17 protein-coding genes are annotated in these 21,944 nt (G+C 72.9%); 7 read left to right on the top strand and 10 right to left on the bottom strand.

Translation table 11 applies throughout. From position 1 onward, the window contains the following. Positions 1–9: 9 nt before the first annotated feature. The 4 genes from AB0F56_RS29790 to AB0F56_RS29775 form a co-directional block, all read right to left on the bottom strand. Positions 10–1,200 carry an SIS domain-containing protein gene (locus AB0F56_RS29790; RefSeq protein ID WP_362015022.1) on the bottom strand — a complete coding sequence of 397 codons (1,191 nt, stop codon included), beginning with the start codon at positions 1,198–1,200 and terminating at the stop codon, positions 10–12. 189 nt (positions 1,201–1,389) lie between these two features. Continuing rightward, positions 1,390–1,572, bottom strand: coding sequence for a Trm112 family protein (locus AB0F56_RS29785; RefSeq protein WP_315894164.1), 183 nt, complete (start codon positions 1,570–1,572; stop codon positions 1,390–1,392). Positions 1,573–1,676: 104 nt separating this feature from the next. Beyond that, positions 1,677–3,044, bottom strand: a complete 1,368-nt coding sequence (locus AB0F56_RS29780) for a phosphomannomutase/phosphoglucomutase (protein ID WP_362015019.1) — start codon at positions 3,042–3,044, stop codon at positions 1,677–1,679. 135 nt (positions 3,045–3,179) lie between these two features. Beyond that, positions 3,180–3,605, bottom strand: coding sequence for a DUF3499 domain-containing protein (locus AB0F56_RS29775; protein ID WP_362015017.1), 426 nt, complete (start codon positions 3,603–3,605; stop codon positions 3,180–3,182). A gap of 440 nt (positions 3,606–4,045) precedes the next feature. Between AB0F56_RS29775 and AB0F56_RS29770 the strand changes: the two genes are divergently transcribed. Then, positions 4,046–4,450: a metallopeptidase family protein gene (locus AB0F56_RS29770; protein ID WP_362015068.1), complete on the top strand. Its 405-nt coding sequence runs from the start codon at positions 4,046–4,048 to the stop codon at positions 4,448–4,450. 20 nt (positions 4,451–4,470) lie between these two features. Here the strand turns inward: AB0F56_RS29770 and AB0F56_RS29765 are convergent, their stop codons facing one another. From AB0F56_RS29765 to AB0F56_RS29755, 3 genes are all read right to left on the bottom strand, one after another. Next, on the bottom strand, positions 4,471–5,988 hold the full coding sequence (locus AB0F56_RS29765) for a DUF5719 family protein (RefSeq protein WP_362015014.1): 1,518 nt from the start codon (positions 5,986–5,988) through the stop codon (positions 4,471–4,473). Next, positions 5,985–9,641 (bottom strand): glycosyltransferase family 2 protein, encoded by a 3,657-nt coding sequence (locus AB0F56_RS29760; protein ID WP_362015011.1) that lies wholly within the window; start codon positions 9,639–9,641, stop codon positions 5,985–5,987. The genes AB0F56_RS29765 and AB0F56_RS29760 overlap by 4 nt, the downstream gene beginning before the upstream one ends. Before the next feature lie 247 nt (positions 9,642–9,888). After that, positions 9,889–10,152, bottom strand: a complete 264-nt coding sequence (locus AB0F56_RS29755; RefSeq protein ID WP_015033978.1) for a WhiB family transcriptional regulator — start codon at positions 10,150–10,152, stop codon at positions 9,889–9,891. A gap of 676 nt (positions 10,153–10,828) precedes the next feature. Here AB0F56_RS29755 and AB0F56_RS29750 point away from each other — a divergent pair. The 3 genes from AB0F56_RS29750 (at position 10,829) to AB0F56_RS29740 (ending at position 13,799) form a co-directional block, all read left to right on the top strand. Beyond that, positions 10,829–11,350, top strand: a complete 522-nt coding sequence (locus AB0F56_RS29750; RefSeq protein ID WP_362015009.1) for a cysteine dioxygenase family protein — start codon at positions 10,829–10,831, stop codon at positions 11,348–11,350. Between the two features lie 65 nt (positions 11,351–11,415). Continuing rightward, positions 11,416–12,372: a 2-phospho-L-lactate transferase gene (cofD, locus tag AB0F56_RS29745; protein WP_362015006.1), complete on the top strand. Its 957-nt coding sequence runs from the start codon at positions 11,416–11,418 to the stop codon at positions 12,370–12,372. Positions 12,373–12,503: 131 nt separating this feature from the next. Then, positions 12,504–13,799: a coenzyme F420-0:L-glutamate ligase gene (locus AB0F56_RS29740; RefSeq protein WP_362015003.1), complete on the top strand. Its 1,296-nt coding sequence runs from the start codon at positions 12,504–12,506 to the stop codon at positions 13,797–13,799. Between the two features lie 20 nt (positions 13,800–13,819). Here AB0F56_RS29740 and AB0F56_RS29735 read toward each other — a convergent pair whose 3' ends face one another. From AB0F56_RS29735 to AB0F56_RS29725, 3 genes are all read right to left on the bottom strand, one after another. Next, complete coding sequence (locus AB0F56_RS29735) at positions 13,820–14,836, bottom strand: DNA-3-methyladenine glycosylase 2 family protein (RefSeq protein WP_362015001.1); 1,017 nt, start codon at positions 14,834–14,836, stop codon at positions 13,820–13,822. A 158-nt stretch (positions 14,837–14,994) separates the two neighbouring features. Then, the gene (locus tag AB0F56_RS29730) at positions 14,995–16,077 is read right to left on the bottom strand and encodes an NDP-sugar synthase (protein ID WP_362014998.1); all 1,083 of its coding nucleotides are present in this window, start codon (positions 16,075–16,077) and stop codon (positions 14,995–14,997) included. Between the two features lie 113 nt (positions 16,078–16,190). After that, complete coding sequence (locus AB0F56_RS29725; RefSeq protein ID WP_362014994.1) at positions 16,191–17,552, bottom strand: peptidoglycan recognition protein; 1,362 nt, start codon at positions 17,550–17,552, stop codon at positions 16,191–16,193. A 138-nt stretch (positions 17,553–17,690) separates the two neighbouring features. Here AB0F56_RS29725 and AB0F56_RS29720 point away from each other — a divergent pair, with 138 nt between their 5' ends. From AB0F56_RS29720 to AB0F56_RS29710, 3 genes are all read left to right on the top strand, one after another. Next, entirely contained in the window at positions 17,691–18,443 is a 753-nt protein-coding gene (locus AB0F56_RS29720; RefSeq protein ID WP_362014991.1) for a TIGR03089 family protein, read from the top strand. Between the two features lie 205 nt (positions 18,444–18,648). Continuing rightward, positions 18,649–19,881, top strand: coding sequence for an LCP family protein (locus tag AB0F56_RS29715; RefSeq protein WP_362014988.1), 1,233 nt, complete (start codon positions 18,649–18,651; stop codon positions 19,879–19,881). A gap of 269 nt (positions 19,882–20,150) precedes the next feature. After that, positions 20,151–21,914: an LCP family protein gene (locus AB0F56_RS29710; RefSeq protein ID WP_362014986.1), complete on the top strand. Its 1,764-nt coding sequence runs from the start codon at positions 20,151–20,153 to the stop codon at positions 21,912–21,914. Positions 21,915–21,944 lie beyond the last annotated feature (30 nt).

The raw sequence follows: 21,944 nt of genomic DNA, 5'->3' as shown, positions 1-21,944 counted from the left end.
CGGGTGGGTTTACGTCGGGGGTGGCGGGGGTGCGATGCCCGCCGAGGCCAGGGAGAGGTAGATGGCGGCGAAGTCCGTGACGGCGACGAGTTCGGCCAGGGTCTCCAGGAGTTCGCCCGCCTCGCCCGGGTTCTCCTCCGAGGCCAGCGGCTCCAGTTCGCTGATGGCGGTGCCGTGGCTGAGGGCCAGTTCGCGGGCCGCGGGTGCGGCGGTCAGGCCGCCCGCGTCGGTCGGGCGGTCGCGCAGCAGCACGACCCGGGCGCGCAGGGCCTGCTGCTCGTCGACGCGGTCGCGGAAGAAGTCGTCGGGGTCGGCGCCGGCCGCGTAGTCGCCGGCGAGCAGGACGCCGTGGGCGGGCAGGGCCTCGGGGAGTTCGGCGGCGAGCGCGGGCAGGCCGGCCAGTTCGGCGAGGACCGCGGCGAAGCGGCGGCCCACGGGGCCGGCGGCGTCGCCCTCGGTCCAGATCAGCGGGAGCGAGTCGGCGAGTTCGGCGGCGAGCGTCTTGGCCGGGTTGCTGTACGTGGCGATGGCCGGGCCGCAGCGCTCGGCCGTACGGTCCAGGCGGTCGGCGACCTTCTCCAGCGTCTCGGGCGGGGCCTCGACCAGGCCGACGCGGTCCAGCAGCGCGAGGAGCGGGGTGAACAGGGCCCACAGGGCGCCGGGCCCGGCTGCGAGGGTCTCCTCGTACTCCTGGGGGTTCTCGTGCGGGGCCATCGCCATCGGGACGAGCAGTCCGCGGGGCGCGCTGACGGTCTCGGCGAGCGGGGAGGTCTTCGGGGCGACGGCGACGACGGTGATGCCGCGCCGGTACGCCTGCTCGGCGAGGAGGGCGAGGCCGGGTTCGGAGCCGTCGATGGTCGGGATGAGGAGGAGGTCCACGGAGCCCGCCCAGCCGGGCAGGGCCCAGCGCAGGGCGCCGGGGGCGGGGGCGACGCCGGTGGGCTGGAGGCGGATCACCGGGGCGGCGGCGCCTGCCAGGGCGCCGACCAGGTCCGCGACGCCGGCGGCGGCGGTGCCGGGGCCCGCGACGAGGACGGCGCGGGGGCGGCCCTCGGGGCTGAGCTCGGCGATTCCGGCTTCGGTGGCGTGCCGGGCCGCGGTCCGCACCCGTGCGCCGGCCTCGGCGGCGCCGCGGAGGAGGCTGCGGCGGTCTGCGAGGGCGAGGGCGTCCGGGGCGTCGAGGAGGGTCTCGTCGAGCATGTGGCCTCCGGTCAGGGGGCGGGTGCGGGCTCGTGCGGGTGCGGGCCGTGCGGGCTGGGGGTGCGCCCGGCCGTCGGCCGGGCTTCTCGTTCCCACCCGCACCACCCGTACAACTGGGAGGACAACAGAGGTGCGCCTCCTCCCGTGGGTGGTGTCTCGCCGTCGGCGGCGAGCCCTCCCTCTGGCCTGCTACTGCGGGCGGCGGGCCTCGTCGACCAGGAGGACCGGGATGCCGTCGCGGACCGGGTAGGCGAGGGCGCAGTCGGGGCTGGTGCAGATCAGTTCGGGGGTGTCGGCCGCCGTGCGGTCGTTCAGCGGCGCGTGGCACGCCGGGCAGGCCAGGATCTCCAGGAGGCCGGCTTCGAGCGGCATGGGTTTTCCCTTCGAGCAAACGAATGGTGGTGCTGCCCTTCGGGCCAGGTCAGCCTACCGCCGGGGGACGCCGCCCGCCCCGTCCCCCGGCCGGAGCCGCCCGGTCAGGCCGTCGCGCGGACGAGCTCCAGGACCTCGTCGCGGACCTTGGTCATCGTCGCCTCGTCCCGCGCCTCCACGTTCAGGCGGAGGAGGGGCTCGGTGTTGGAGGGGCGGAGGTTGAACCACCAGTCGGCCGCCGCCACCGTCAGGCCGTCCAGCTCGTCGAGGGTGACGCCCTCCTGGTCCGCGTACGCGGCCTTGACGGCCGCCGTGCGGGCCGTCTGGTCGGCGACCGTGGAGTTGATCTCGCCCGAGCCCGCGTAGCGGTCGTACGAGGAGACCAGCTCCGACAGCGGGCCCTCCTGGCCACCGAGGGCGGCCAGGACGTGGAGGGCGGCGAGCATGCCCGTATCGGCGTTCCAGAAGTCCTTGAAGTAGTAGTGCGCGGAGTGCTCGCCGCCGAAGATCGCGCCCGTCTTCGCCATCTCCTCCTTGATGAAGGAGTGGCCGACGCGGGTGCGGACCGGCACGCCGCCGTTCTCGCGGACAACCTCGGGGACCGACCAGGAGGTGATCAGGTTGTGGATGACCGTGCCGCCGGGGGTCTTGGCGAGCTCGCGGGCGGCGACGAGCGCCGTGATCGCGGACGGGGAGACCGCCTCGCCGCGCTCGTCGACGACGAAGCAGCGGTCGGCGTCGCCGTCGAAGGCGAGGCCGAGGTCGGCGCCCTCGGCGCGGACGCGGGCCTGGAGGTCGACGATGTTGGCCGGGTCGAGCGGGTTGGCCTCGTGGTTCGGGAACGTGCCGTCGAGCTCGAAGTACATCGGTACGAGGGTCAGCGGGAGGCCCTCGAAGACGGTGGGGACGGTGTGGCCGCCCATGCCGTTGCCGGCGTCCACGACGACCTTCAGGGGGCGGATCGCGGTGAGGTCGACCAGCCCGGTCAGGTGGGCGGCGTACTCCTTCAGTGTGTCCCGCTCGGTGATCGTGCCGGTCGTGGCGGCCGCCTCCGGGGCGCCCTCCCGCGACCACCGCTCCACCAGGGCGCGGATCTCGGAGAGGCCGGTGTCCTGGCCCACGGGGGCGGCGCCCGCGCGGCACATCTTGATGCCGTTGTACTGGGCCGGGTTGTGCGAGGCGGTGAACATCGCGCCCGGCAGGTTCAGGCTGCCGGAGGCGAAGTAGAGCTGGTCCGTCGAGCAGAGCCCGATCAGGGTGACGTCGGCGCCGAGCCGGGCCGCGCCGCGGGCGAAGGCGCCCGACAGGCCCGGCGAGGAGGGCCGCATGTCGTGGCCGATCACGATCGCGTCCGCGGCCGTCACCTGGACGAACGCGGCGCCGAACAGCTCCGCGAGCGTCTCGTCCCACTGATCCGGCACCACCCCGCGGACGTCGTACGCCTTCACGATCTGCGACAGATCAGCAGCCACGGAACAACCCTCCTGAATACGCCTTCGTCGGCACGCGTGTGCGGCGCGTGTACGGAGGCCCAACCTACCGGGGGCCGTGCGCGGGAGGGCAGAGCGCCTTGGCGGCGAGGCCGGAAATGGCGGCGTGGCCGGGAATCAGTTGTCCGGGGAGCGCAGGACGCGCAGGTGGCCTCGGCGGCCGACCTCCATGGGGTCCCCGCCGCGACCGCCCTTGCCGCCGGCCTCCGCCGCGCGTTCCTGGGGGCGGGCCGCCTCCCGTACCGCGTTGGCGAGGGCTTCGAGGTCGTCGCCGCTGGGGCGGGCGGGCGCGGAGGGATCGGCGAGCCGGACGACCTCCCAGCCGCGCGGCGCGGTGAGGCGCTCGCTGTGCTCGGCGCACAGGTCGTAGCAGTGGGGCTCGGCGTAGGTGGCGAGCGGGCCGAGGACCGCAGTCGAGTCGGCATAGACGTACGTCAGTGTCGCGACGGCAGGGCGGCCGCACGCGGTGCGCGAACAGCGACGTACAGGGCTCACGACGTTGGACGGTACCGCACTCTTGAGCGGGCCGCGACGACTCTCCACCAGGTCACTCGCCCGTGTCGCGCTGTGACCTCGGACACGGGCCTTCTTCGGGCGGCCGTCCTGACCTGCGCGTAAGGAGGGGTACGGGGGTGGGGACGGCGGTCGATCCGGACAACGTCCGACAGGAATCCGGTCAACGACGGCCAGATGGCCGATCGCTTGAACCTATGGAATCGAGCCCGCGCTTGGCTGGAATGTTCAACTATCGACAGGCCGGGTGGGGGCGACGCCCAGGTGGCACGTGTGCGCCACGGTCGCGTGACACCGAGGAGAGTTACGCTGCGTCAGTGATGGACAGTCCTGTGCCGCCGCGTCCCTCGTCCCGTCCGGCCGAGTCCCGTACGGGCGACTCTCCGGTGAACGAGCCCCGCTCGGGCGAACCCCTCGCGGGTGAGTCCCGCGCGGGCGAGTCCGGCTCCGCCGAGGCGCGCCCGGCTCCGGTGGAGCCGCGGACGCGCCGTCGTGACCGTCATGGCCGCGGGATGCGGGGGCCGGTCGCCCCGCCGCAGGTGCCGCTGTCCGCGAGCCGTGCCGACACCTTCCGCGATCTCGTCCTCGACTCGGTGGAGCGCCTGGAGCGGCGCTGGCCGCAGCTGGCGGACGTCGAGTTCCTGGTGCTCGACGTGCCGCCCTCCGCGCCCGGCGAGGCGGTGCCGCTGGGCGGCTCCGCCCCGGCGGCGAAGGACGACCCGGCCCGCGTGGTCGTCTACCGGCGGCCCGTCGAGATCCGCTCCAAGAGCCGCGACGAACGGGCGCTGCTCATCCACGAGGTCGTGGTGGAGCAGGTGGCGGAGCTGCTCGGGCTCTCCCCCGAGTCCGTCGATCCTCGGTACGGGCAGGACTGAGACCGCAATCTCCAGCGGCCTCAGTCGTCCAGGACCCCGAGGTCCTGCTTCGCCGTGGGGACCATGACCGTGCCCCGGTCGTCGACCAGCGTCTGGACCGTGAACATCGGGATCCCGTCCTCCGGGACCGCCAGCAGGCGTGAGGCGTGGACCGGGCCGCCGGAGACCCGCTCGACGGTCAGGGCGTAGGAGCCCTTGAGGCCGGCCGGGACCAGTTCGGTGACCTTCGCCGTCGTGCCCGCCTTGACCGTGACGGTCTTGGTGACCGGGGTGCCGCCGCCCGTGCCGGCCGAGGCGGTGACCTTGACCTGGGCCGCCTCGCCGGGCGCGGTCAGCGAGAGCGTCGAGCCCGCCGCGCGGTTGTCGGCGACGGTCGCGCGGGCGGCGATCGGGGCCGTGGCCGGGATGAACGCGACCTCCTGCTTGTCGCCCTTGCCCCGCGTGACGCGCAGCGCCGCCACGAACGGGGTCGACTTCTTCGGGTCGGACGGGGTGAGCAGCAGGGAGCCGGTCTCGCCGCGGGTGAGGTCCGGGAGGTCGACGGAGGCGGTCATCCCCGACTTCACGTGCAGGGCCTGCGCGCTCGCCGGGACGATCGTGCCCGTCTCGCCGACCAGCTGGATCTTCAGCTCGGCGTCGTCCTCGCCGGGGGCGTACGCCACCAGGCGCACCGAGGTCGCGTCGGCGGGGATGCCGGGGAGGACGGCGGTGCCGGCCGGGTCGGCGGAGGCGGGGAGCCAGTCGCTGCCGAGCTTGTCGTCGGCGGCGCCGACGACCGCGCCGACACGGCCGCTGCGGGTCGTGACGTGCACGGTCACGTCGGCCGTGGGGGCCTGGCCGGTGAGCGTGGAGAGCAGGACGGGGACGCTGGAGTGGGCCGGGACGGGGATGCCCTCGGTCAGCTGCGACTTCAGCTCGCCCTCGGGGCCGTACAGCTGGATGTCGGCGACGGCCGCGCTGTCGTCCGGGTTGGTGAGGTGGACGTAGTCCTGGCGCTCCTTGGCCGTGGAGGCGGCCGGGAACCAGAAGTCGGTGTCGGGCGCGCCGCAGGCGACGCCGAGGAGGCCGCGCGCGCCGCCCGCGGTGACGACGGTGGTCTGCTGGACGGTCCAGCCGGGGGCGAGACCGCCGGTGGCCGCGCCCGTCAGGGCGGGGGCGGTGGGCCCGTTCGCCTCGGCGGCGACGGGCTCGCCGGGCTCGGTGACGGTGGCCGGGGCCTTGCCGGGCTTCTTCGCCGTGGTGCCGCCGGGGGTGGCGGCGGACGCGGCGGCCTTGAGCTCGGCCTTGGCGGTGGGAGCGGCGGAGCCGGAGCCCTTGGCCGACGAGCCCGCGGCCGGGGTGTACGACACGTAGTCCGTCTCGGCCACCTCGGAGCTGCTGGGCGCCGGGCACAGCAGGCTGGAGCGCTCCACGGGCAGCGTGGTCGGCGCCTTGGCCTCGGGGGCGGCGGAGCCGTCGGGGGCGGTCAGGGCGGCGAAGCCGGTGACGGCGGCGAGGGCGGTGGCGACCGCGATCAGGGAGAGGGTGGTGCGCTTCACTGGTTGCTGCTCCCGTCGGGACGCTGCTCGGTCTCGTAGCCGTACGCGTACGGGTCGTAGGCCTGCTGCTGGTCGTAGCCCTGCTGCGGGTACTGCTCGTAGCTCTGCTGGTCCTGCTGTTGCTGCGGGTCGTAGCCCTGCTGGGCGTACGGGTCGTACTGCTGCTGGGCGTACGGGTCGGTGCCGTACTCGGCGTACTGCTGGGGCTGCTGGTAGTACCCCTGCTGGGCGTACTGCTCCTGCTGCTGCCAGTCGGCGGCCGCGTACGGCTGCTCCTGGGGTACGGGGACGGGCTCGGGCTCGGCCTGCGCTTCGTACGCGGATGCCGCTGCCTGCTCCTCGCCCTGTTCCTGGGCGGCTTCGGCCTCCGCCGCCGCGCGGAGGCGGCGGGCCCGGCGGCCGTCGCCCTCCATCGCCTGGGCGGGGATGACGACCTCCTCGTCGGGCAGGTCGTCGTCGATCTCGCGGCGCCGCCCGGGCAGGGCGAGCACGAGCAGGACGACACCGAGGCCGACCTGGGTCCAGATCCACAGGGTGTGGGTGAACGGCTGGTCGTACGTGACGTCGAGCCGGCCGCCGTCGGCGGGCAGCTGGAAGCCCTGGGCCCAGTCGTCGACGGTGGTCTTCTCGAGCACCTTGCCGTCGAGGGTGGCGGTCCAGCCCTCGTCGGCGCGGTCGGCGATGCGCAGGACGCGGCCCGCCGGGCCTGCGGGGATCTCCGTGTGCACCTCGACGGGGCCCGCGGCGACGGCGACCGGCTTGGCCGCCTGCTCGACGCCACCCCCGGCCTCGGCCGGCTGCTCGGCCGGCTTCGCGTCGCCGGCCTTCGGGGCGGGGACGATCATCGCGCGGGCGACCTCGCGGTCGACGCGCCAGAGCGCGCTGCCGTCGAGCTGGCTGAGCCTGCTGAGGCCGGGGGTGGCGTCGAGGACGCGGCCCATCTCGCGCGGCGACCCGTCCCGTACGAGGACGTAGCGGATCGCGAAGCCGCTGAGCTCTTCGGTCTGGTCGGCGCCGGAGCCCGCCACCAGGTGCGAGACGACCTTGTCGAGGCGGGTGTCGCCGCCGCCCGTGGCGGCCAGTTCGGCGTCGCCGAGGCGGCCGCCGGAGCCGCGGACCAGGGTGTAGGCGACCTCGCCGGGCGAGCTGCCGCCGAGGACGAGGGTGCGGGGCTGGTCGCGGGTGTCGCTCTCCTCGGCGACGAACGCCGGGACCTGGACCGGGTCGCGCCGGGTCAGCGGGCCGTCGGCGCCGCCGATCATCCAGCCGCCGGCGGCCACGACCGGGCCGAGCGCGGCGGCGAGCGCGATGAGCGCGGCGACCGGCTGGCGCCAGCCGAAGCCGTGCGCGGCGACGCGGGTACGGCCGTACTCGGCGCCGATCATGCCGGCGGCGAGCAGCGCCGTGCCGTAGACGAGGGTGGCGGGCCCGGCCCAGCCGGTGCCGCCGGCGCCGTTGGAGAGCGCGGCGAAGAGGAGGCCGACGAGGGCTGCGGTCCAGGCGGCGAGGACGGCGAACCGGCGCTCCTCGCGCAGCAGTCCGGCCAGGGCGGCGAGGACGATGCCGATGAGGAGGAGGCCGCCGGTGGTGCCCGGGCCGCCGGGGCTGATCCCGAGCAGGTCGAGGGCGGAGGCCGTGCCCGTACGGATGTCGAGGCCGGCCTCGCGCAGGAAGGCGGAGGGGCTGGTCAGGAGGGAGAGCGACCAGGGGGCGAGGACGAGGATCGGGGTGCCGACGGTGGCGAGGAAGCGCAGGCCGTAGGCGGCGATGTCGTCGCGGCGCAGGACGAGCACGGCGATGCCGAGGACGACGGCGATCGGCCAGACGATGGGCGTGAACGCCATCGTGAACGTCAGCAGGAAGGTGTACGCCCAGGTGGCGCGCCAGCTGCCGCGACCCCCCTGGCCGCCGAAGCCGTGGGCGGCGACGGCCGCGCGGGCGATGAGCGGGAGCAGGATCGCGAGGACGGCGGTGCCGAGGCGGCCGGCGGCGAGCGCGCCGGTGGCGGCGGGCAGGAAGGCGTACGCGATGGCGCCCCAGGCGCGCAGGAGAGCGGACTCGACGATCGGGCGGGCGGCGAAGTAGGCGGTGAAGCCGGCCAGCGGGACCGAGCAGACGAGCAGCACGGTGAGCGCGAAGGAGGTGGAGCCGAGGAAGAGCGCGGAGAGTCCGGCGAGCACGGCGAGGTAGGGCGGCGCGGTCTGGGTGCCGCCGGTGCCGAGGGCGTGCCAGCTGTCGGCGTACCGCCCCCAGAGCTCGGAGACCGTGTCGGGGGCCGGCAGCAGGGCGCCGCCCGCGAGGGAGCCGCCGCCGAACAGACCGCGGCAGGCGACGACGGAGATGACGAGGAGGAGCGCGAAGAGTACGGGCCCGGGCTTGCGCGCGATCTTCTTCAGCCGGGCGAACTGCTCGATCTCGAGGAAGTCGGCGTCGTCGCCGCCGGGTCCTGACTCGACGGCGCCGTGGCGCGAGCCGCCGGAATCGGCGTCGGAGCCGCCGAAGTTCGCGACGACCTGCTCGGCGGCGGCGCGGATGGTGGCGCCGGGCGGCGGGAAGAGCGGGCGGAGTTCGCTCGCTGCTACGGCCGGGTTCTTGCGGCGCCTGCGCGCGGCGAGGATCTTCTCGGGGCGCAGCAGGGTGGCGAAGAGGCCCATGACCTCGTCGACGGCCTGGCCGGGGACCTTGCCGACGAGGTAGGCGAGGGTACGCAGGAGGGTGCCGACGACGAGCCGGAGCAGGACGTACGGCAGAGTGGCGCCGCGGCTGTTGGCGAGCAGGGTGTAGACGGCGCCGGCCTTGTCGACGCGGTGCGGGTTGGCGACCGAGCGGCCGGCGCAGTCGACGGTGCGGCGTTCGCGGGCGGAGGCCTCGGCGTGCCGCAGGACGGCGTCGGGCGCGACGAGGACGCTGTGTCCCGCGGCGTGGGCGCGCCAGCACAGGTCGACGTCGTCGCGCATGAGGGGCAGGCGGCGGTCGAAGCCGCCGAGCTCCTCGAAGACGTCGCGGCGGATGAGCATGCCGGCGCTGGAGACGGAGAGGACGGAGCGGACCTGGTCGTGCTGGCCCTGGTCCTGCTCGCGGCGGTCGAGGCCGGTCCAGCGGCGGCCGCTGCGGGCGATGGAGACGCCGGCTTCGAGCAGCTGCCTGCGGTCGTACCAGCCGCGGAGCTTGGGGCCGACGACGGCGGCGTACGCGTCCCCGTCGGCGACGCGCAGGAGTTCGGCGAGGGCGTCGGGCTCGGGGGCGCAGTCGTCGTGGAGCAGCCAGAGCCACTGCACGGGCTCGCCGTGCGGGAGTTCGGGCAGGTCGTAGGCCTCGTCGCTCCAGGTCCTGCTGACCGGGTCCCAGCCGCTGGGGCGCTTCAGGTACGTGAGTTCCTCGGGGCCGAGCACGGGCGCGGTGCGGGCGGCCTCCTCGACGGCGGCGCCGAAGCCCGTACGGCGGGCCAGGTGCAGCACCCGGTCGGCGCCGATCGACTCGGCGAGCAGCCGGGCGGAGTCGTCGGCGCTGCCGGTGTCGGCGGCGATGACGTTCTGCACGGGGCGTTCCTGCGCGAGCAGCCCGGCGAGGGCGTCCGGCAGCCACCGGGCGCCGTCGTGGGCGACGAGCACGGCGGTGACGACGTGTCGTGGGAACTCAGGAGTTGAGGACATCGAGGTACGGGCCCTCCGGCCGGGGGGGTCGCCCGCGAGGGGCGTGGGTGCGTCTCGGACGGGGCCCCACACTAACGGCTGGCAGGAAAAGGGTCCGCCCCCTGTGGACAGAGCACAGGGGGCGGACCGTTCGATGTGTACGGGTGTGCGTGGTTCGGCGGGTGGGTCCTCCCGGTGGGTCGTACCGGTCGGCGGTGCCTGTCGTGGCCGTGGGGCCCGCGGCGCCCGTGGTGCCGAAGCCGTCGGGTCAGACGGCGGCCTTCTTCAGGCGGCGACGTTCTCTTTCGGAAAGACCGCCCCAGATCCCGAACCGTTCGTCGTTCTGCAGGGCGTACTCCAGGCATTCGGAGCGGACCTCGCAGGCGAGGCAGACCTTCTTGGCCTCGCGGGTCGAGCCGCCCTTCTCGGGGAAGAAGGACTCGGGATCGGTCTGGGCGCACAGCGCGCGCTCCTGCCAGCCGAGTTCCTCGTCCGCGTCCTCGACCAGCAGTTCCTGGAACAACTCGGTCATGTGCGCCCCTCGTCTGTCTTCGCGTCCCCGTGATGTTGCCGTTACCGATTCCGGCCGAACGACACGAGTGAAATTACAAGTTCGTGCTCTGTGCGAGTCAAGCCGGAATCTGCTATTGGGCCCGGTATTCACTCTGCGGAACCAAGGCTATGCGGAAAGTGTTCAAATCACCAAAAACCTGACACATGCCACTGGCCTGGCCGCACCGTCCTCTCTCGTAGCACTCACAGAGAGAGACGCCCGGAGCGTGGATCTTGTTGCGATCCAGCCACGGAAGCGATCCGGATCACAGTCTGATCACGAGATGCCAGCCGCGTTTACGGGCACGGATGTTGCGCCATGTCTCCTGCTCGGCGACTGAACAAACCTTTCTCCAGGCGATGTAACCGGATGAGGTGAAACATTCCACCCAAAACGGGCATTGAGTTGACAGTCGGGTGGCCCGCCCGTCACCTTTGATGTCATGCCAGCGACCTCAGCGCCCTCCGCGACCCACGCCCGTGGGTACCGCAGCGCTGTCCAGGCGCGCTGTTGCTGTTGCTGTTCCAGCTGTTGATGCCTCCGAGCTCCAGCGCCTTCTCCACGCGTCTCCCGCGTTGCCCCGCGTGACCCCTTGCACGACTCCTGTGTGACCCCCCTGCACGACTTCTGTTACTGCCGAGGAACCACCGCACCCATGAACAGCGACAGCGACCTTCAGATCGCCGGCGACATCCTCGAGGTCCCCCACCTCCTGCAGCCCGCCCGCGAGCACCCCACCACCGTGGCCGAGTTCGTCGGCCTCGCCCGCTCCATCGCCGCCGACCGCGCGCAGTGGGCCCCGCACGTCGAGTACGACGCCACCACCCGCTGGTACCACCGGCTGCGCACCGGACCCGGCTACGAGGTCTGGCTGCTCTCCTGGGTGCCCGGCCAGGGCAGCGGTCTGCACGACCACGGCGCCTCGTCCGGCGTCCTGACCGTCCTCCAGGGCGAACTGACGGAGCGTACGGAGCGGGGCGTACGGAAGCTCGACGGGGGCGCGACCCGGGTCTTCGCGCCGGGGTACGTCCACGAGGTCGTCAACGACTCCCTCGAACCGGCGGTCAGCCTGCACGTGTACTACCCGGGCCTGACATCGATGCCCATGCACGAGTCGCTGCGCGCCCAGTGCGCACCGGTCGCCGCCCCGACCGCCCACGGTGTCGTACCGGCCTGACAAGCCCTCCCGTCGCCCGACCACCGCCCCTCAAAGGTGCAGGCTGCGCCTGACAGACTGTCCGCATGCGCATTGTGGTTCTGGCCGGTGGCATCGGTGGTGCCCGCTTCCTTCGCGGCCTCAAGCAGGCCGCGCCGGACGCGGAGATCACGGTCGTCGGCAACACCGGTGACGACATCCATCTCTTCGGGCTCAAGGTCTGCCCCGACCTCGACACGGTGATGTACACCCTCGGCGGTGGCATCAACGAGGAACAGGGCTGGGGCCGTGAGGACGAGTCCTTCACCGTGAAGGAGGAGCTCGCGGCGTACGGGGTGGGGCCGGAGTGGTTCGGCCTCGGCGACCGCGACTTCGCGACGCACATCGTCCGTACGCAGATGCTGGCCGCGGGCTATCCGCTGAGCGCGGTCACCGAGGCGCTGTGCGCGCGCTGGCAGCCGGGCGTACGGCTGCTGCCGATGTCCGACGACCGCGTCGAGACGCACGTCGCCATCGAGGTCGACGGCGAGTCGCGGGCGGTGCACTTCCAGGAGTACTGGGTGCGACTGCGGGCGTCCGTGGACGCCCAGGCCGTGGTCGCGGTCGGCGCGGAGGCGTCGAAGCCGGCGCCGGGCGTCCTGGAGGCGATCGCGGAGGCGGACGTCATCCTGTTCCCGCCGTCCAACCCGGTCGTGTCGGTCGGCACGATCCTGTCCGTGCCGGGCATCCGCGAGGCGATCGCCGAGGCGGACGTGCCGGTGGTCGGCCTCTCCCCCATCGTCGGCGACGCGCCGGTACGGGGCATGGCGGACAAGGTCCTCGCGGCGGTGGGCGTGGAGTCCACGGCCTCCGCGGTGGCCCGGCACTACGGCTCGGGGCTGCTCGACGGCTGGCTGGTCGACACGGTCGACGCGGGCGCGGTGGCGGACGTCGAGTCGGCGGGGATCCGCTGCCGGGCGGTGCCGCTGATGATGACGGACCTGGACGCGACGGCAGCGATGGCGCGGGAAGCGCTGGCGCTGGCGGAGGAGGTCCGGGGATGAGGGGGGCTGCGGGGGGCGCTTCGGGGGGCTCGGACGGCTCGGGCGGTGCTTCGGGGGGCTTGGGCGGCTCGGGCGGTGCTTCGGAGGGCTTGGGCGGCGGCTCGGGCGGTGCTTCGGGGGGCCTGGACGGTGTGCCTGGTTTTCGGGTGTGGGCGCTCTCCGGGTTGCCCGAGGTCAGGGCCGGCGACGATCTCGCCAAGTTGATCGCCTCCGTCTCCCCCGCGCTCCTGGACGGGGACGTCCTGCTCGTGACCTCGAAGATCGTGAGCAAGGCCGAGGGGCGGGTGATCGCCGCCGACGACCGCGAGGAGGCGATCGACGCCGAGACCGTACGGGTCGTGGCGCGTCGCGGCACGCTGCGGATCGTCGAGAACCGGCAGGGGCTTGTGATGGCCGCCGCCGGGGTCGACGCCTCCAACACCCCTGCCGGGACAGTGCTGTTGCTGCCCGTCGACCCGGACGCCTCGGCCCGCGCGATCCGCGAGGGGCTGCGGGACACCCTCGGCGTCGACGTCGGCGTCGTCGTCACGGACACCTTCGGGCGGCCCTGGCGCACGGGACTCACCGACGTGGCCATCGGCGCCGCCGGCGTGCGCGTCCTCGACGACCTGCGCGGGGGGACGGACGCGTACGGCAATCCGCTCAGCGCCACGGTCGTCGCCACGGCGGACGAGCTGGCCGCCGCCGGTGACCTCGTGAAGGGGAAGGCGAGCGGGCTGCCGGTCGCCGTCGTGCGCGGGCTGCCGCACGTCGTGGACGGTTCCGTCGAGGAGGGCGCCCGGGCGCTGGTGCGCGGGGCGGCCGACGACATGTTCCGGCTCGGGACGTCGGAGGCGGTACGGGAGGCGGTGACCCTGCGGCGTACGGTCCGGGAGTTCACCGACGAGCCCGTGGATCCCGGCGCCGTACGGCGTGCGGTCGCGGCCGCCGTCACGGCCCCGGCGCCGCACCACACGACGCCGTGGCGGTTCGTGCTCCTGGAGTCGGAGGCCTCGCGGGTCCGGCTGCTCGACGCGATGCGGGACGCGTGGATCGCGGACCTGCGGCGGGACGGCAAGTCGGAGGAGTCCATCGCCAAGCGGGTGCGCCGCGGGGACGTGCTGCGGAACGCGCCGTACCTCGTGGTGCCGTGTCTCGTCATGGACGGCTCGCACCACTACGGCGACCCGCGCCGGGACGCCGCCGAGCGCGAGATGTTCGTGGTCGCGGCGGGCGCGGGCGTCCAGAACTTCCTGGTGGCGCTCGCGGGCGAGCGGCTGGGGTCGGCGTGGGTGTCCTCGACGATGTTCTGCCGTGACGTCGTACGCGAGGTCCTCGGGCTCCCGGAGGACTGGGACCCGATGGGCGCGGTCGCGGTGGGCCACGCGGCGGCGCCGCCGAAGGAGCGGGCGGTGCGGCAGGCGGGTCGGTTCATCGAGGTGCGGTAGCGCGTCGATCCGGTTGGCGCTCAGAGGGCCGCGATGTTGCCCGGGGTCATGCGCGGTGCCCTGCGCGGTGGGGTCTGGCCGCTGAGGAGGATGAGGCGGGCCGCGCGGTGGCGTTGGCCCGCGTACGGGGCGAGCAGTTCGAGCATGGCCGCGTCGTCGGTGGTGCGGTCGCCCGCGAGGGCGTAGCCGACGATGCCGGGCAGGTGGTAGTCGCCGACGGTGACCGCGTCCGGGGCGCCGTTGCTGCGCTGGACCGTCTCGGCGGAGGTCCAGGGGCCGATGCCGGGGATCAACTCCAGGCGCTGCTGGGCCTGTTCGGGGTCCATGGTCGCGGCTTCCTCCATGCGGGCAGCGACCTTGGTGGCGCGCAGGACGGTGGCGGCGCGTTTGTTGTCGACGCCGGCACGGTGCCATTCCCAGGACGGGATCAGGGACCAGGTGCGGGGGTCGGGCATGACGTGGAGGCGGTGCTGCTCGCCGGGGCCGGGGGCCGGTTCTCCGTACTTGCGTACGAGCAGGCGCCAGGCTTGATAGGCCTCGGCCGTGGTGACCTTCTGCTCCAGGATCGAGGGGATCAGCGACTCCATCACCAGGCCCGTGCGGGTCAGCCGGAGGCCGGGGCGGCGGCGGTGCGTGGCGGCGAGGAGGCGGTGGCGGGGGACGAAGGCGGTGGGGTCGTCGTCGGCGCCGAGGAGTTGGGGGAGGCGGTCGAGGAGCCACTGCGCGCCGGGGCCCCAGGCTTCGGCCTCTGCGTGGCCCTCGCTCCTGCGGAGGGCGACGCGGAGGGTGCCGGGGCCTTCCGGGGTGCGGGTCGCGCGCCAGACGGAGCCGTCGGGGGTGGTACGGAAGGTGGGGTCGCCGACGCCTCGGCGGAGGGGGCCGAGGATGAGGCCCAGCTCCACGGGGGCCGTGGGGGTATAGCGGCGGGTCGTCCCGCCCGTGGTGGGGGCGGGCTGTTGCGACGCGGGTACGGGGATGTGGCCGCCGCGCACGGTGGTGCGGGTCGTGGGGGTACGGGGTGCGAAGCGGCCGGCCATGTGTATGAGCGTAGCGGGGCCCTCTGGCGGGCGGGCCTGACAGGGCACCGCCCCCGTGGGCACCTGCCCCAGGGGCGGAAGCGCCCGCAAGGGCGCCGTCCCGTTGTGCCCACCCGTCCCGCCCAGCGGGACGATTGCCCACAACGGGGGGCCGTCGGCTACTGGTCCGACGAGAAGCGGATCGCGCCTGGGGGGAGCGTGGTGTTGCACCAGATGCGGATGCCTTCGCGGAGTTCGTTGTCCGCGCCTACGTGCGCGCCGTCGCCGATGACCGCGCCGGTGAGGATCGTGCGGGCTCCGATGCGGGCGCCTGCGCCGATCAGGGAGTCGGTGATCACCGCGCCCGGTTCCACGATCGCGCCCTCGTGCAGCGTCGAGCCCGTGACGCGGGCGCCCTCGCCGACCACCGCGCCCGCGCCGACGACCGTGCCGCCCGTGAGCTTGGCGTCCGGGGCCACGCGGGCCGTCGGCAGGACCAGGCGGTCGCCGCAGCGGCCCGGGACCGCCGGGGACGGGGCATGGCCCAGGACCAGGTCGGCCGAGCCGCGGACGAACGCCTGGGGCGTGCCCAGGTCCAGCCAGTAGGTCGAGTCCACCAGGCCCTGGAGGTGGGCCCCGGCAGCCAGCAGCTCCGGAAACGTTTCGCGTTCCACCGAGACCGGGCGGCCCGTCGGGATCGTGTCGATGACCGAGCGGCGGAAGACGTACGCCCCCGCGTTGATCTGGTCGGTCACGATCTCCTCGGGCGTCTGCGGCTTCTCCAGGAACGCCGTCACCCGCCCGGTCGGGTCCGTCGGGACCAGGCCGAACGCCCTCGGGTCCTCGACCCGCGTCAGGTGCAGCGAGACGTCCGCGCCCGAGGCGTCGTGCGTGGCGACCAGGGCACGGATGTCCAGGCCGGTCAGGATGTCGCCGTTGAAGACGAGCACCGGCTCGTCCGGGCCCGCGTGCAGGCGCGAGGCGACGTTGCGGATCGCGCCGCCCGTGCCGAGCGGCTCCTCCTCGGTGACGTACTCCAGGCTGAGCCCCAGCGACGAACCGTCCCCGAAGTGCGGTTCGAAGACCTCCGCGAGGTACGAGGTGGCCAGGACCACATGGTCCACCCCCGCCGCCTTCGCCCGTGCCAGCTGGTGCGTCAGGAACGGCACGCCCGCCGCCGGGACCATCGGCTTCGGTGTGTTCACCGTCAGGGGCCGTAGCCGTGTGCCCTTGCCACCGACCAGGAGGATCGCTTCTGTCACCTGTCGTCTCTGCTTCCTGTCCGGGGCCGGTCTCATCGCCCGTACGGGCTCGTTTCGCTCGTCTGGGCGATATGACCGGTCAGTTTATGCAGATGGTCGGACCGGCGGCCGCATCACGGCCGCCCCTGGTACTTCGCCGAGGCGGTACGGGCGGTGCCGAGCTTCCCGTAGAGGCGGGCTCCGGGGCAGGCCGTGGCGTAACCGTCACGGTGTCCGGCGATGGTGTTGAACTTGACCTTCGTGCCCTTCTTGTACCGGTTCCCACCGCCCGAGGTGAGCGTCGCCTTCCCCTTCGGATTCCCCCCGTGCAGCCCCAGCTTCCATGCGGTCAGCCGCGCGATCGCCGTCGTCACGGCGGCCGGCGGAGTGCTCGAACTGAAGGTGCCGAGGACGGCGATGCCCATGCTGTTGGTGTTGAAACCGAGCGTGTGGGCGCCGAGGACCGGCTTGCCCACTCCCCCGGCGCGGCCTTCGTAGATGTTTCCGCACTTGTCGACGGCGAAGTTGTAGCCGAAGTCGCGCCAGCCGCTGCTCTGGGTGTGGTACCGGTAGATACTGCGCAATACGGAGGGCGCCTGCTTGCAGGTGTAGTTGTTGCCGGTCGCGCTGTGATGGACGAAGGCGGCCTTGACCGACTTGGTGTAGACGAAGCCCCGCTCGCGCAGCTTCTCGTTCGCCCCCCAGCCCTTGCGCGTGATGATCTTCGGGCGCGGCCCGATGTACGGCTTCGCCGCGGCCGCCGCCGGGATCACGGCCGTACCGACCGGGGCGAGCTGCGCGTTGACGGAGAACGCCGCCGCCTCCTCGACCGTCGGACCCCGGTGGGTCGTGCGGGTCGTGTGGGTCGCTCGGGTCATGGGGGCTTTGTCGTCCAGCGCGCCGGACCGGTCCGGTGCGCCCTCCGGCGCCCGTTCCTCCCCCGGATCCACCAGTTCGAGGCGGAGGCCCGTGGGAAGCGGTTCGGTCGGGCCTCGGTCCGCGCCGCTGCCGTCCACCGGCCGTACGCGGATCTCGACGCCGTCCGAGTCGCCGACCCACAGCGGCGCAGTGGACCCGCGGACCGCCGCCGCCGCGGCCTCGGCGGTGCCGGGATCGGCCCCGTGTTCGTCGTTGTGGGTCTCCAGCTCCTGCCACGCCGACCACTCCCCGCTCCCGGTCGCCCGGGTGCGGACCTGGACCGTGCCGTGCAGGTGGGCGTGGGCGTCGTCCCAGACGACGCCGACGAGGGAGAAGGGTCTGACGTCCCTTCGGGTCAGCCCCTGCGCCGCGCCGGCGGTGCCGGGCGAGCCGATGGCCCGACGGTCGTCCCGTAGGGGGGCGAGGGGCAGGGACTGGGTGGACCCGGCGACTTCCACGTCCGGTCTCGCGGGGTACGCGGCCGGCTTGTGCGACGCCGCCGGCGTCGCGAGGGACAACGGCAGGGCGAGCGCCGCCGCGCACGTGACGGCGATCGAGGAGGCGAGGTAGGCACGCATGTAAGGGATCGTCCGCACCCCGGGCGCGTTCCGCTCGGTGGGATCCGGGCCGGAAACTGACGGCGCGTCGGTCCGACCGGAGGACGGCGTCACCGGTACGGCGGGTCCCCGCACCCCCGCCCGCGTACCCTTGCCCGCGTGAACGCCAGCGACCGCACCCCCGCCGACCTGCTGCGATCCGCGCTCGCCGCGGACCCCGCCCGCCCCTTGGTCACCTTCTACGACGACGCCACCGGTGAGCGCGTCGAATTGTCCGTGGCCACCTTCGCCAATTGGGTGGCCAAGACGGCCAATCTGCTCCAGGGCGAGCTGTCCGCCTCCCCCGGCGACCGCCTCGCTCTTCTGCTGCCCGCGCACTGGCAGACCGCCGCGTGGCTGCTGGCCTGCTCCTCGGTCGGCGTGGTCGCCGAGTTCGGCGGCGACCCGGCGGACGCCGACTACGTCGTCGCCGGGCCGGACGGTCTCGACGCCGGGCTCGCCTGCTCCGGGGACCGGATCGCGCTCTCCCTCGCCCCGCTGGGCCGCCGCTTCCCCGCCGCGCCCGCCGGGTACGCGGACTACGCGGTGGAGGTACCGAGCCAGGGTGACCGGTTCGCCCCGTTCGTCCCCGTGGACGCGGACGCCCCCGCGCTCCTCGTCGACGGCACGGAACTGACGGGCGCCCAGCTGGTCGAGCGGGCCCGCGCGGACGCCGAGGCCCTCGGCCTCGCCCCCGGGTCACGGCTGCTCTCGGGGCGTCCGTACGACGGCTGGGACGGGCTCTCCGCCGGGCTGTACGCGCCGCTGGCGGCCGGGGCGTCCGTCGTCCTGTGCCGGAACCTGGACCAGCTGGCCCCCGAGTCGCTCGACAAGCGGGTGGAGAGCGAGCGCGTCACCGCGACCGCCGTATGACCACCCGCTGACGCTCCACCTGTCCCACCCGTTCCACCCGTATGGCGCACCGACTCGCCGAGTCCCCGGGTCCGTGCGTCAACTCCGGTACATGATCGGCGGGTACGCACCCCTCCCGCACAACCATGCGTCCGGTTCGGCCGTCCCACTCTTCGAACGGCGGCTCCCGGGCGCGCCGCCGACGCCGTGAAGGATGGACTCAGACGTGACGGACAGTGCCGGCACGCCCGCCGAACCGGAGGCGGAACCGGAGACCGAACCGGAGACCCCGCGCAAGCGTCACTGGTTGCGCTGGACGGCTCTCGGGTGCTCGGTCGTCGTCCTCGCCGCGGCGGGTACCGGCTGGTGGCTCTACCGCAAGCTCGACAACAACATCACCACCGACACCGACGCCGCCGCCGAACTGCGCGCGTACGACAAGGAGCGGCCCACCGCGGTCGCGATGGGCGCGCAGAACATCCTGCTCATCGGCTCCGACACCCGGACCGGGGCGGGCAACACCAAGTACGGCAAGGACAAGGGCACCCAGCGCTCGGACACGACGATCCTGCTGCACATCGCGGCGGGGCGGTCGAGTGCGACGGCCGTGTCGATTCCGCGTGACCTGATGGTGAACATGCCGAGTTGCAGGACGAAGGGCGGAAAGCGGACCGGGGAAGTGTTCGCCCAGTTCAATTCCGCCTTCGAGATCGGCGGCACGGCGTGCACGATCCGTACCGTCGAGCGGCTGACCGCGATCCGGATCGACCACCACATGGTGATCGACTTCCGGGGCTTCAAGAAGATGGTCGACGCCGTCGACGGCGTGGAGATCTGTCTGAAGGAGCCGATCGACGACAAGGACGCCAAGCTGAAGCTGCCGGCCGGGCGCCAGACGCTCCACGGCGAGCAGGCGCTGGGCTTCGTACGGGCCCGCAAGACGCTGGGCAACGGCAGCGACACGGAACGCATGGACCGCCAGCAGCAGTTCCTGGGCGCGCTGGTCAACAAGGTGCAGAGCAACGGCGTGCTGCTGAATCCGACCCGGCTCTACCCGGTCCTGGACGCGGCGACGAAGTCGATCACGACCGACCCGGGGCTCGACTCGCTGCGGGACCTGTACGACCTGGCGCGGTCGATGCGGGCGATCCCCACGGAGAAGGTGCAGTTCCTCACGGTGCCGCGGCGGCCGTACTCGTACGACGCGAACCGGGACGAACTCGTACAACCTGAAGCGAGCCAACTCTTCAAGCGGCTACGGGAGGACAAGCCCGTCACCGTCGCTCCGGGCGCCGAGCCCTCGCCGTCCCCGGGCGCGAGCGGAGGCGGAGCGAGTCCGTCCGCGAGCCGGGGCCCGGACCAGGTCAGCGACGGGAAACCGGACGACGCGAGCTCTCCGAGCGCGGCACCGACCCCGACTTTCACGGGGCGCAGCGCGGCGGAGGGAGCGTGCTCCTAGGGGATGGACGAGTGGCGGAAAAGTGACCGGTGAGTAAAAGGGAGTCCAAGGAGTTCGGGGGGATGGCGGTGACGGAAGAGGTTTGGGCAAATTGCCCAGTTGTAAGGGCCGTGGAATTTGTCACGGACGTCGCCCCACGCTGAACTGGGCGGATAGTGTGACGCGATCCGGTGCGTCCGACCGCGTGGTCGCGCACTCAACGGATCGAACGACCGAGCGCCTGCCGGGGGAGGCGCCTCGCGTGGCACCGACGGAGGATTCAAGTAACCGTGGACGCGCACAGCCGTGGACAGGCGGATGAGATCGACCCCGCCGACCAGTGGGTCCTCAACCCGCAGACAGGCAACTACGAACTGCGACTGAACCACTCCGCTGGGCAGTCCCAGCCGCAGTCGCCGTCGCAGTCCCGTCCGCGCGGCGCCACGCCTCCGGGTCCGAGAACCCCCCAGGGGTCCCGCTCCGGTCAGCGCTCCCGTACGACCGGCACGCCGACCGGCGCGCCCGCCGAGACGCCCGTCCCCGGCCAGCGCCGCCGCCGCGCCCCCGAGGGGCCCGCGGGCGGCGTCCCGCAGCAGGGCCGGCGCAAGCGCAAGAACGCGAAGTCCCGCAAGAAGAAGGTCCTGCTGTGGACCGGCGGGGCGATGGCCTTCGTGCTCGTGGGCGGCGCGGTGGGCGCGTACGCGTACTACGACCATCTCAACGGGAACATCAACAAGGTCGACGTGGTCGGCGCGCAGAGCACGGGCTTCAAGAAGGACCAGGCCGTCAACATCCTGCTGATCGGCACGGACAAGCGGACCGGCGACGGCAACCAGGGCTACGGCGACAAGAACAGTCCCGGCCACGCCGACACCACGATCCTCTTCCACGTCTCCAAGGACCGGACGAACGCCACGGCGATGTCCATCCCGCGCGACCTGAAGACCGAGATCCCCGAGTGCCAGACGAAGATGCCGGACGGGACGATCAAGACGATCCCGGGCCAGACCGACGAGCGGTTCAACGTCAGCCTCGGCCAGTCCGACCGCGACCCCGGCTGCACGATGCGTACGGTCAAGCAGCTCACCGGGCTGACCGTCGACCACTTCATGATGGCCGACTTCAACGCCGTCAAGGAGATGACGACGGCCGTCGGCGGCGTGAAGGTCTGTCTGGTGAAGCCGGTCAAGGACAAGGACTCCAAGCTCAACCTGCCGGCCGGCGAGTCGACCATCCAGGGCGAGCAGGCCCTCGCCTTCGTCCGTACCCGCCACAGCTTCGGCAACGAGAGCGACCTCGACCGGATCAAGATCCAGCAGCAGTTCCTCTCCTCGATGATCCGGCAGATGAAGTCGGACGAGACCCTGACCAGTCCGAGCAAGCTGCTCGACCTCGCCGAGGCGGCCACGAACGCGCTGACCGTCGACTCCGGCATAGGCAGCATCGGGAAGCTGAAGTCCCTCGGCGAGGAACTCGCCAAGATCGACACGAAGAACATCACGTTCACGACGCTGCCGGTCATCGACAACCCCGCCGAGAAGATCAAGGCGACGGTCGTGCCCGACCCGACCAAGGCGCCGCAGCTCTTCGCGATGCTGAAGTCCGACACCTCGCTCACCGAGGTGAAGAAGCAGCAGCAGGACGCCAAGAACGCCCAGGCCGCCCTGTTGAAGGGCACCCGCTCCACCGCGCGCGAGGTGCGCGTCGACGTCTACAACGGCAGCGGCATCACGGGCGCCGCGCAGTCGACGATCAACTGGCTGCAGAACGAGCAGGGCGTCACCAGGTCCAGCAACAAGAGCAACGCCCCCGAGAAGGCGGCGAAGACCACGCTCGAATACGCACCGAACCAGGCCGCTCAGGCCCGCAAGCTCGCGGACATGATGGGCCTGCCCGCCACGGCGCTCAAGCCGGGCACGCAGAACGCCGAGGCGCTCGCACCCATGACGCTCGTCCTCGGCTCCGACTTCAAGGGCGCGGGGGTGCCCATCACCGGTCCGGCAAAGGCGCCGGAGGGTGCTCAGACCGCAGACAAGAAGGTGTGCGCCGAGTGACCCGGAAACACCGGGCTTCGGCGCGCTCCT

It is taken from the genome of Streptomyces sp. NPDC026092 (genome assembly GCF_040638605.1).
Taxonomy (GTDB): Bacteria; Actinomycetota; Actinomycetes; order Streptomycetales; family Streptomycetaceae; genus Streptomyces.
Note: the sequence above shows the minus strand (reverse complement) of the source record. Positions and strands in the feature narration are given on the sequence as shown.

What these genes read in the sequence shown, in the direction of transcription:
- AB0F56_RS29790 (WP_362015022.1), bottom strand. Translation starts at nt 1,200, where the DNA reads ATGCTCGACGAGACCCTCCTCGACGCCCCGGACGCCCTCGCCCTCGCA.
- AB0F56_RS29785 (WP_315894164.1), bottom strand. Translation starts at nt 1,572, where the DNA reads ATGCCGCTCGAAGCCGGCCTCCTGGAGATCCTGGCCTGCCCGGCGTGC.
- AB0F56_RS29760 (WP_362015011.1), bottom strand. Translation starts at nt 9,641, where the DNA reads ATGTCCTCAACTCCTGAGTTCCCACGACACGTCGTCACCGCCGTGCTC.
- AB0F56_RS29755 (WP_015033978.1), bottom strand. Translation starts at nt 10,152, where the DNA reads ATGACCGAGTTGTTCCAGGAACTGCTGGTCGAGGACGCGGACGAGGAA.
- AB0F56_RS29750 (WP_362015009.1), top strand. Translation starts at nt 10,829, where the DNA reads ATGAACAGCGACAGCGACCTTCAGATCGCCGGCGACATCCTCGAGGTC.
- cofD (WP_362015006.1), top strand. Translation starts at nt 11,416, where the DNA reads ATGCGCATTGTGGTTCTGGCCGGTGGCATCGGTGGTGCCCGCTTCCTT.
- AB0F56_RS29735 (WP_362015001.1), bottom strand. Translation starts at nt 14,836, where the DNA reads ATGGCCGGCCGCTTCGCACCCCGTACCCCCACGACCCGCACCACCGTG.
- AB0F56_RS29725 (WP_362014994.1), bottom strand. Translation starts at nt 17,552, where the DNA reads ATGCGTGCCTACCTCGCCTCCTCGATCGCCGTCACGTGCGCGGCGGCG.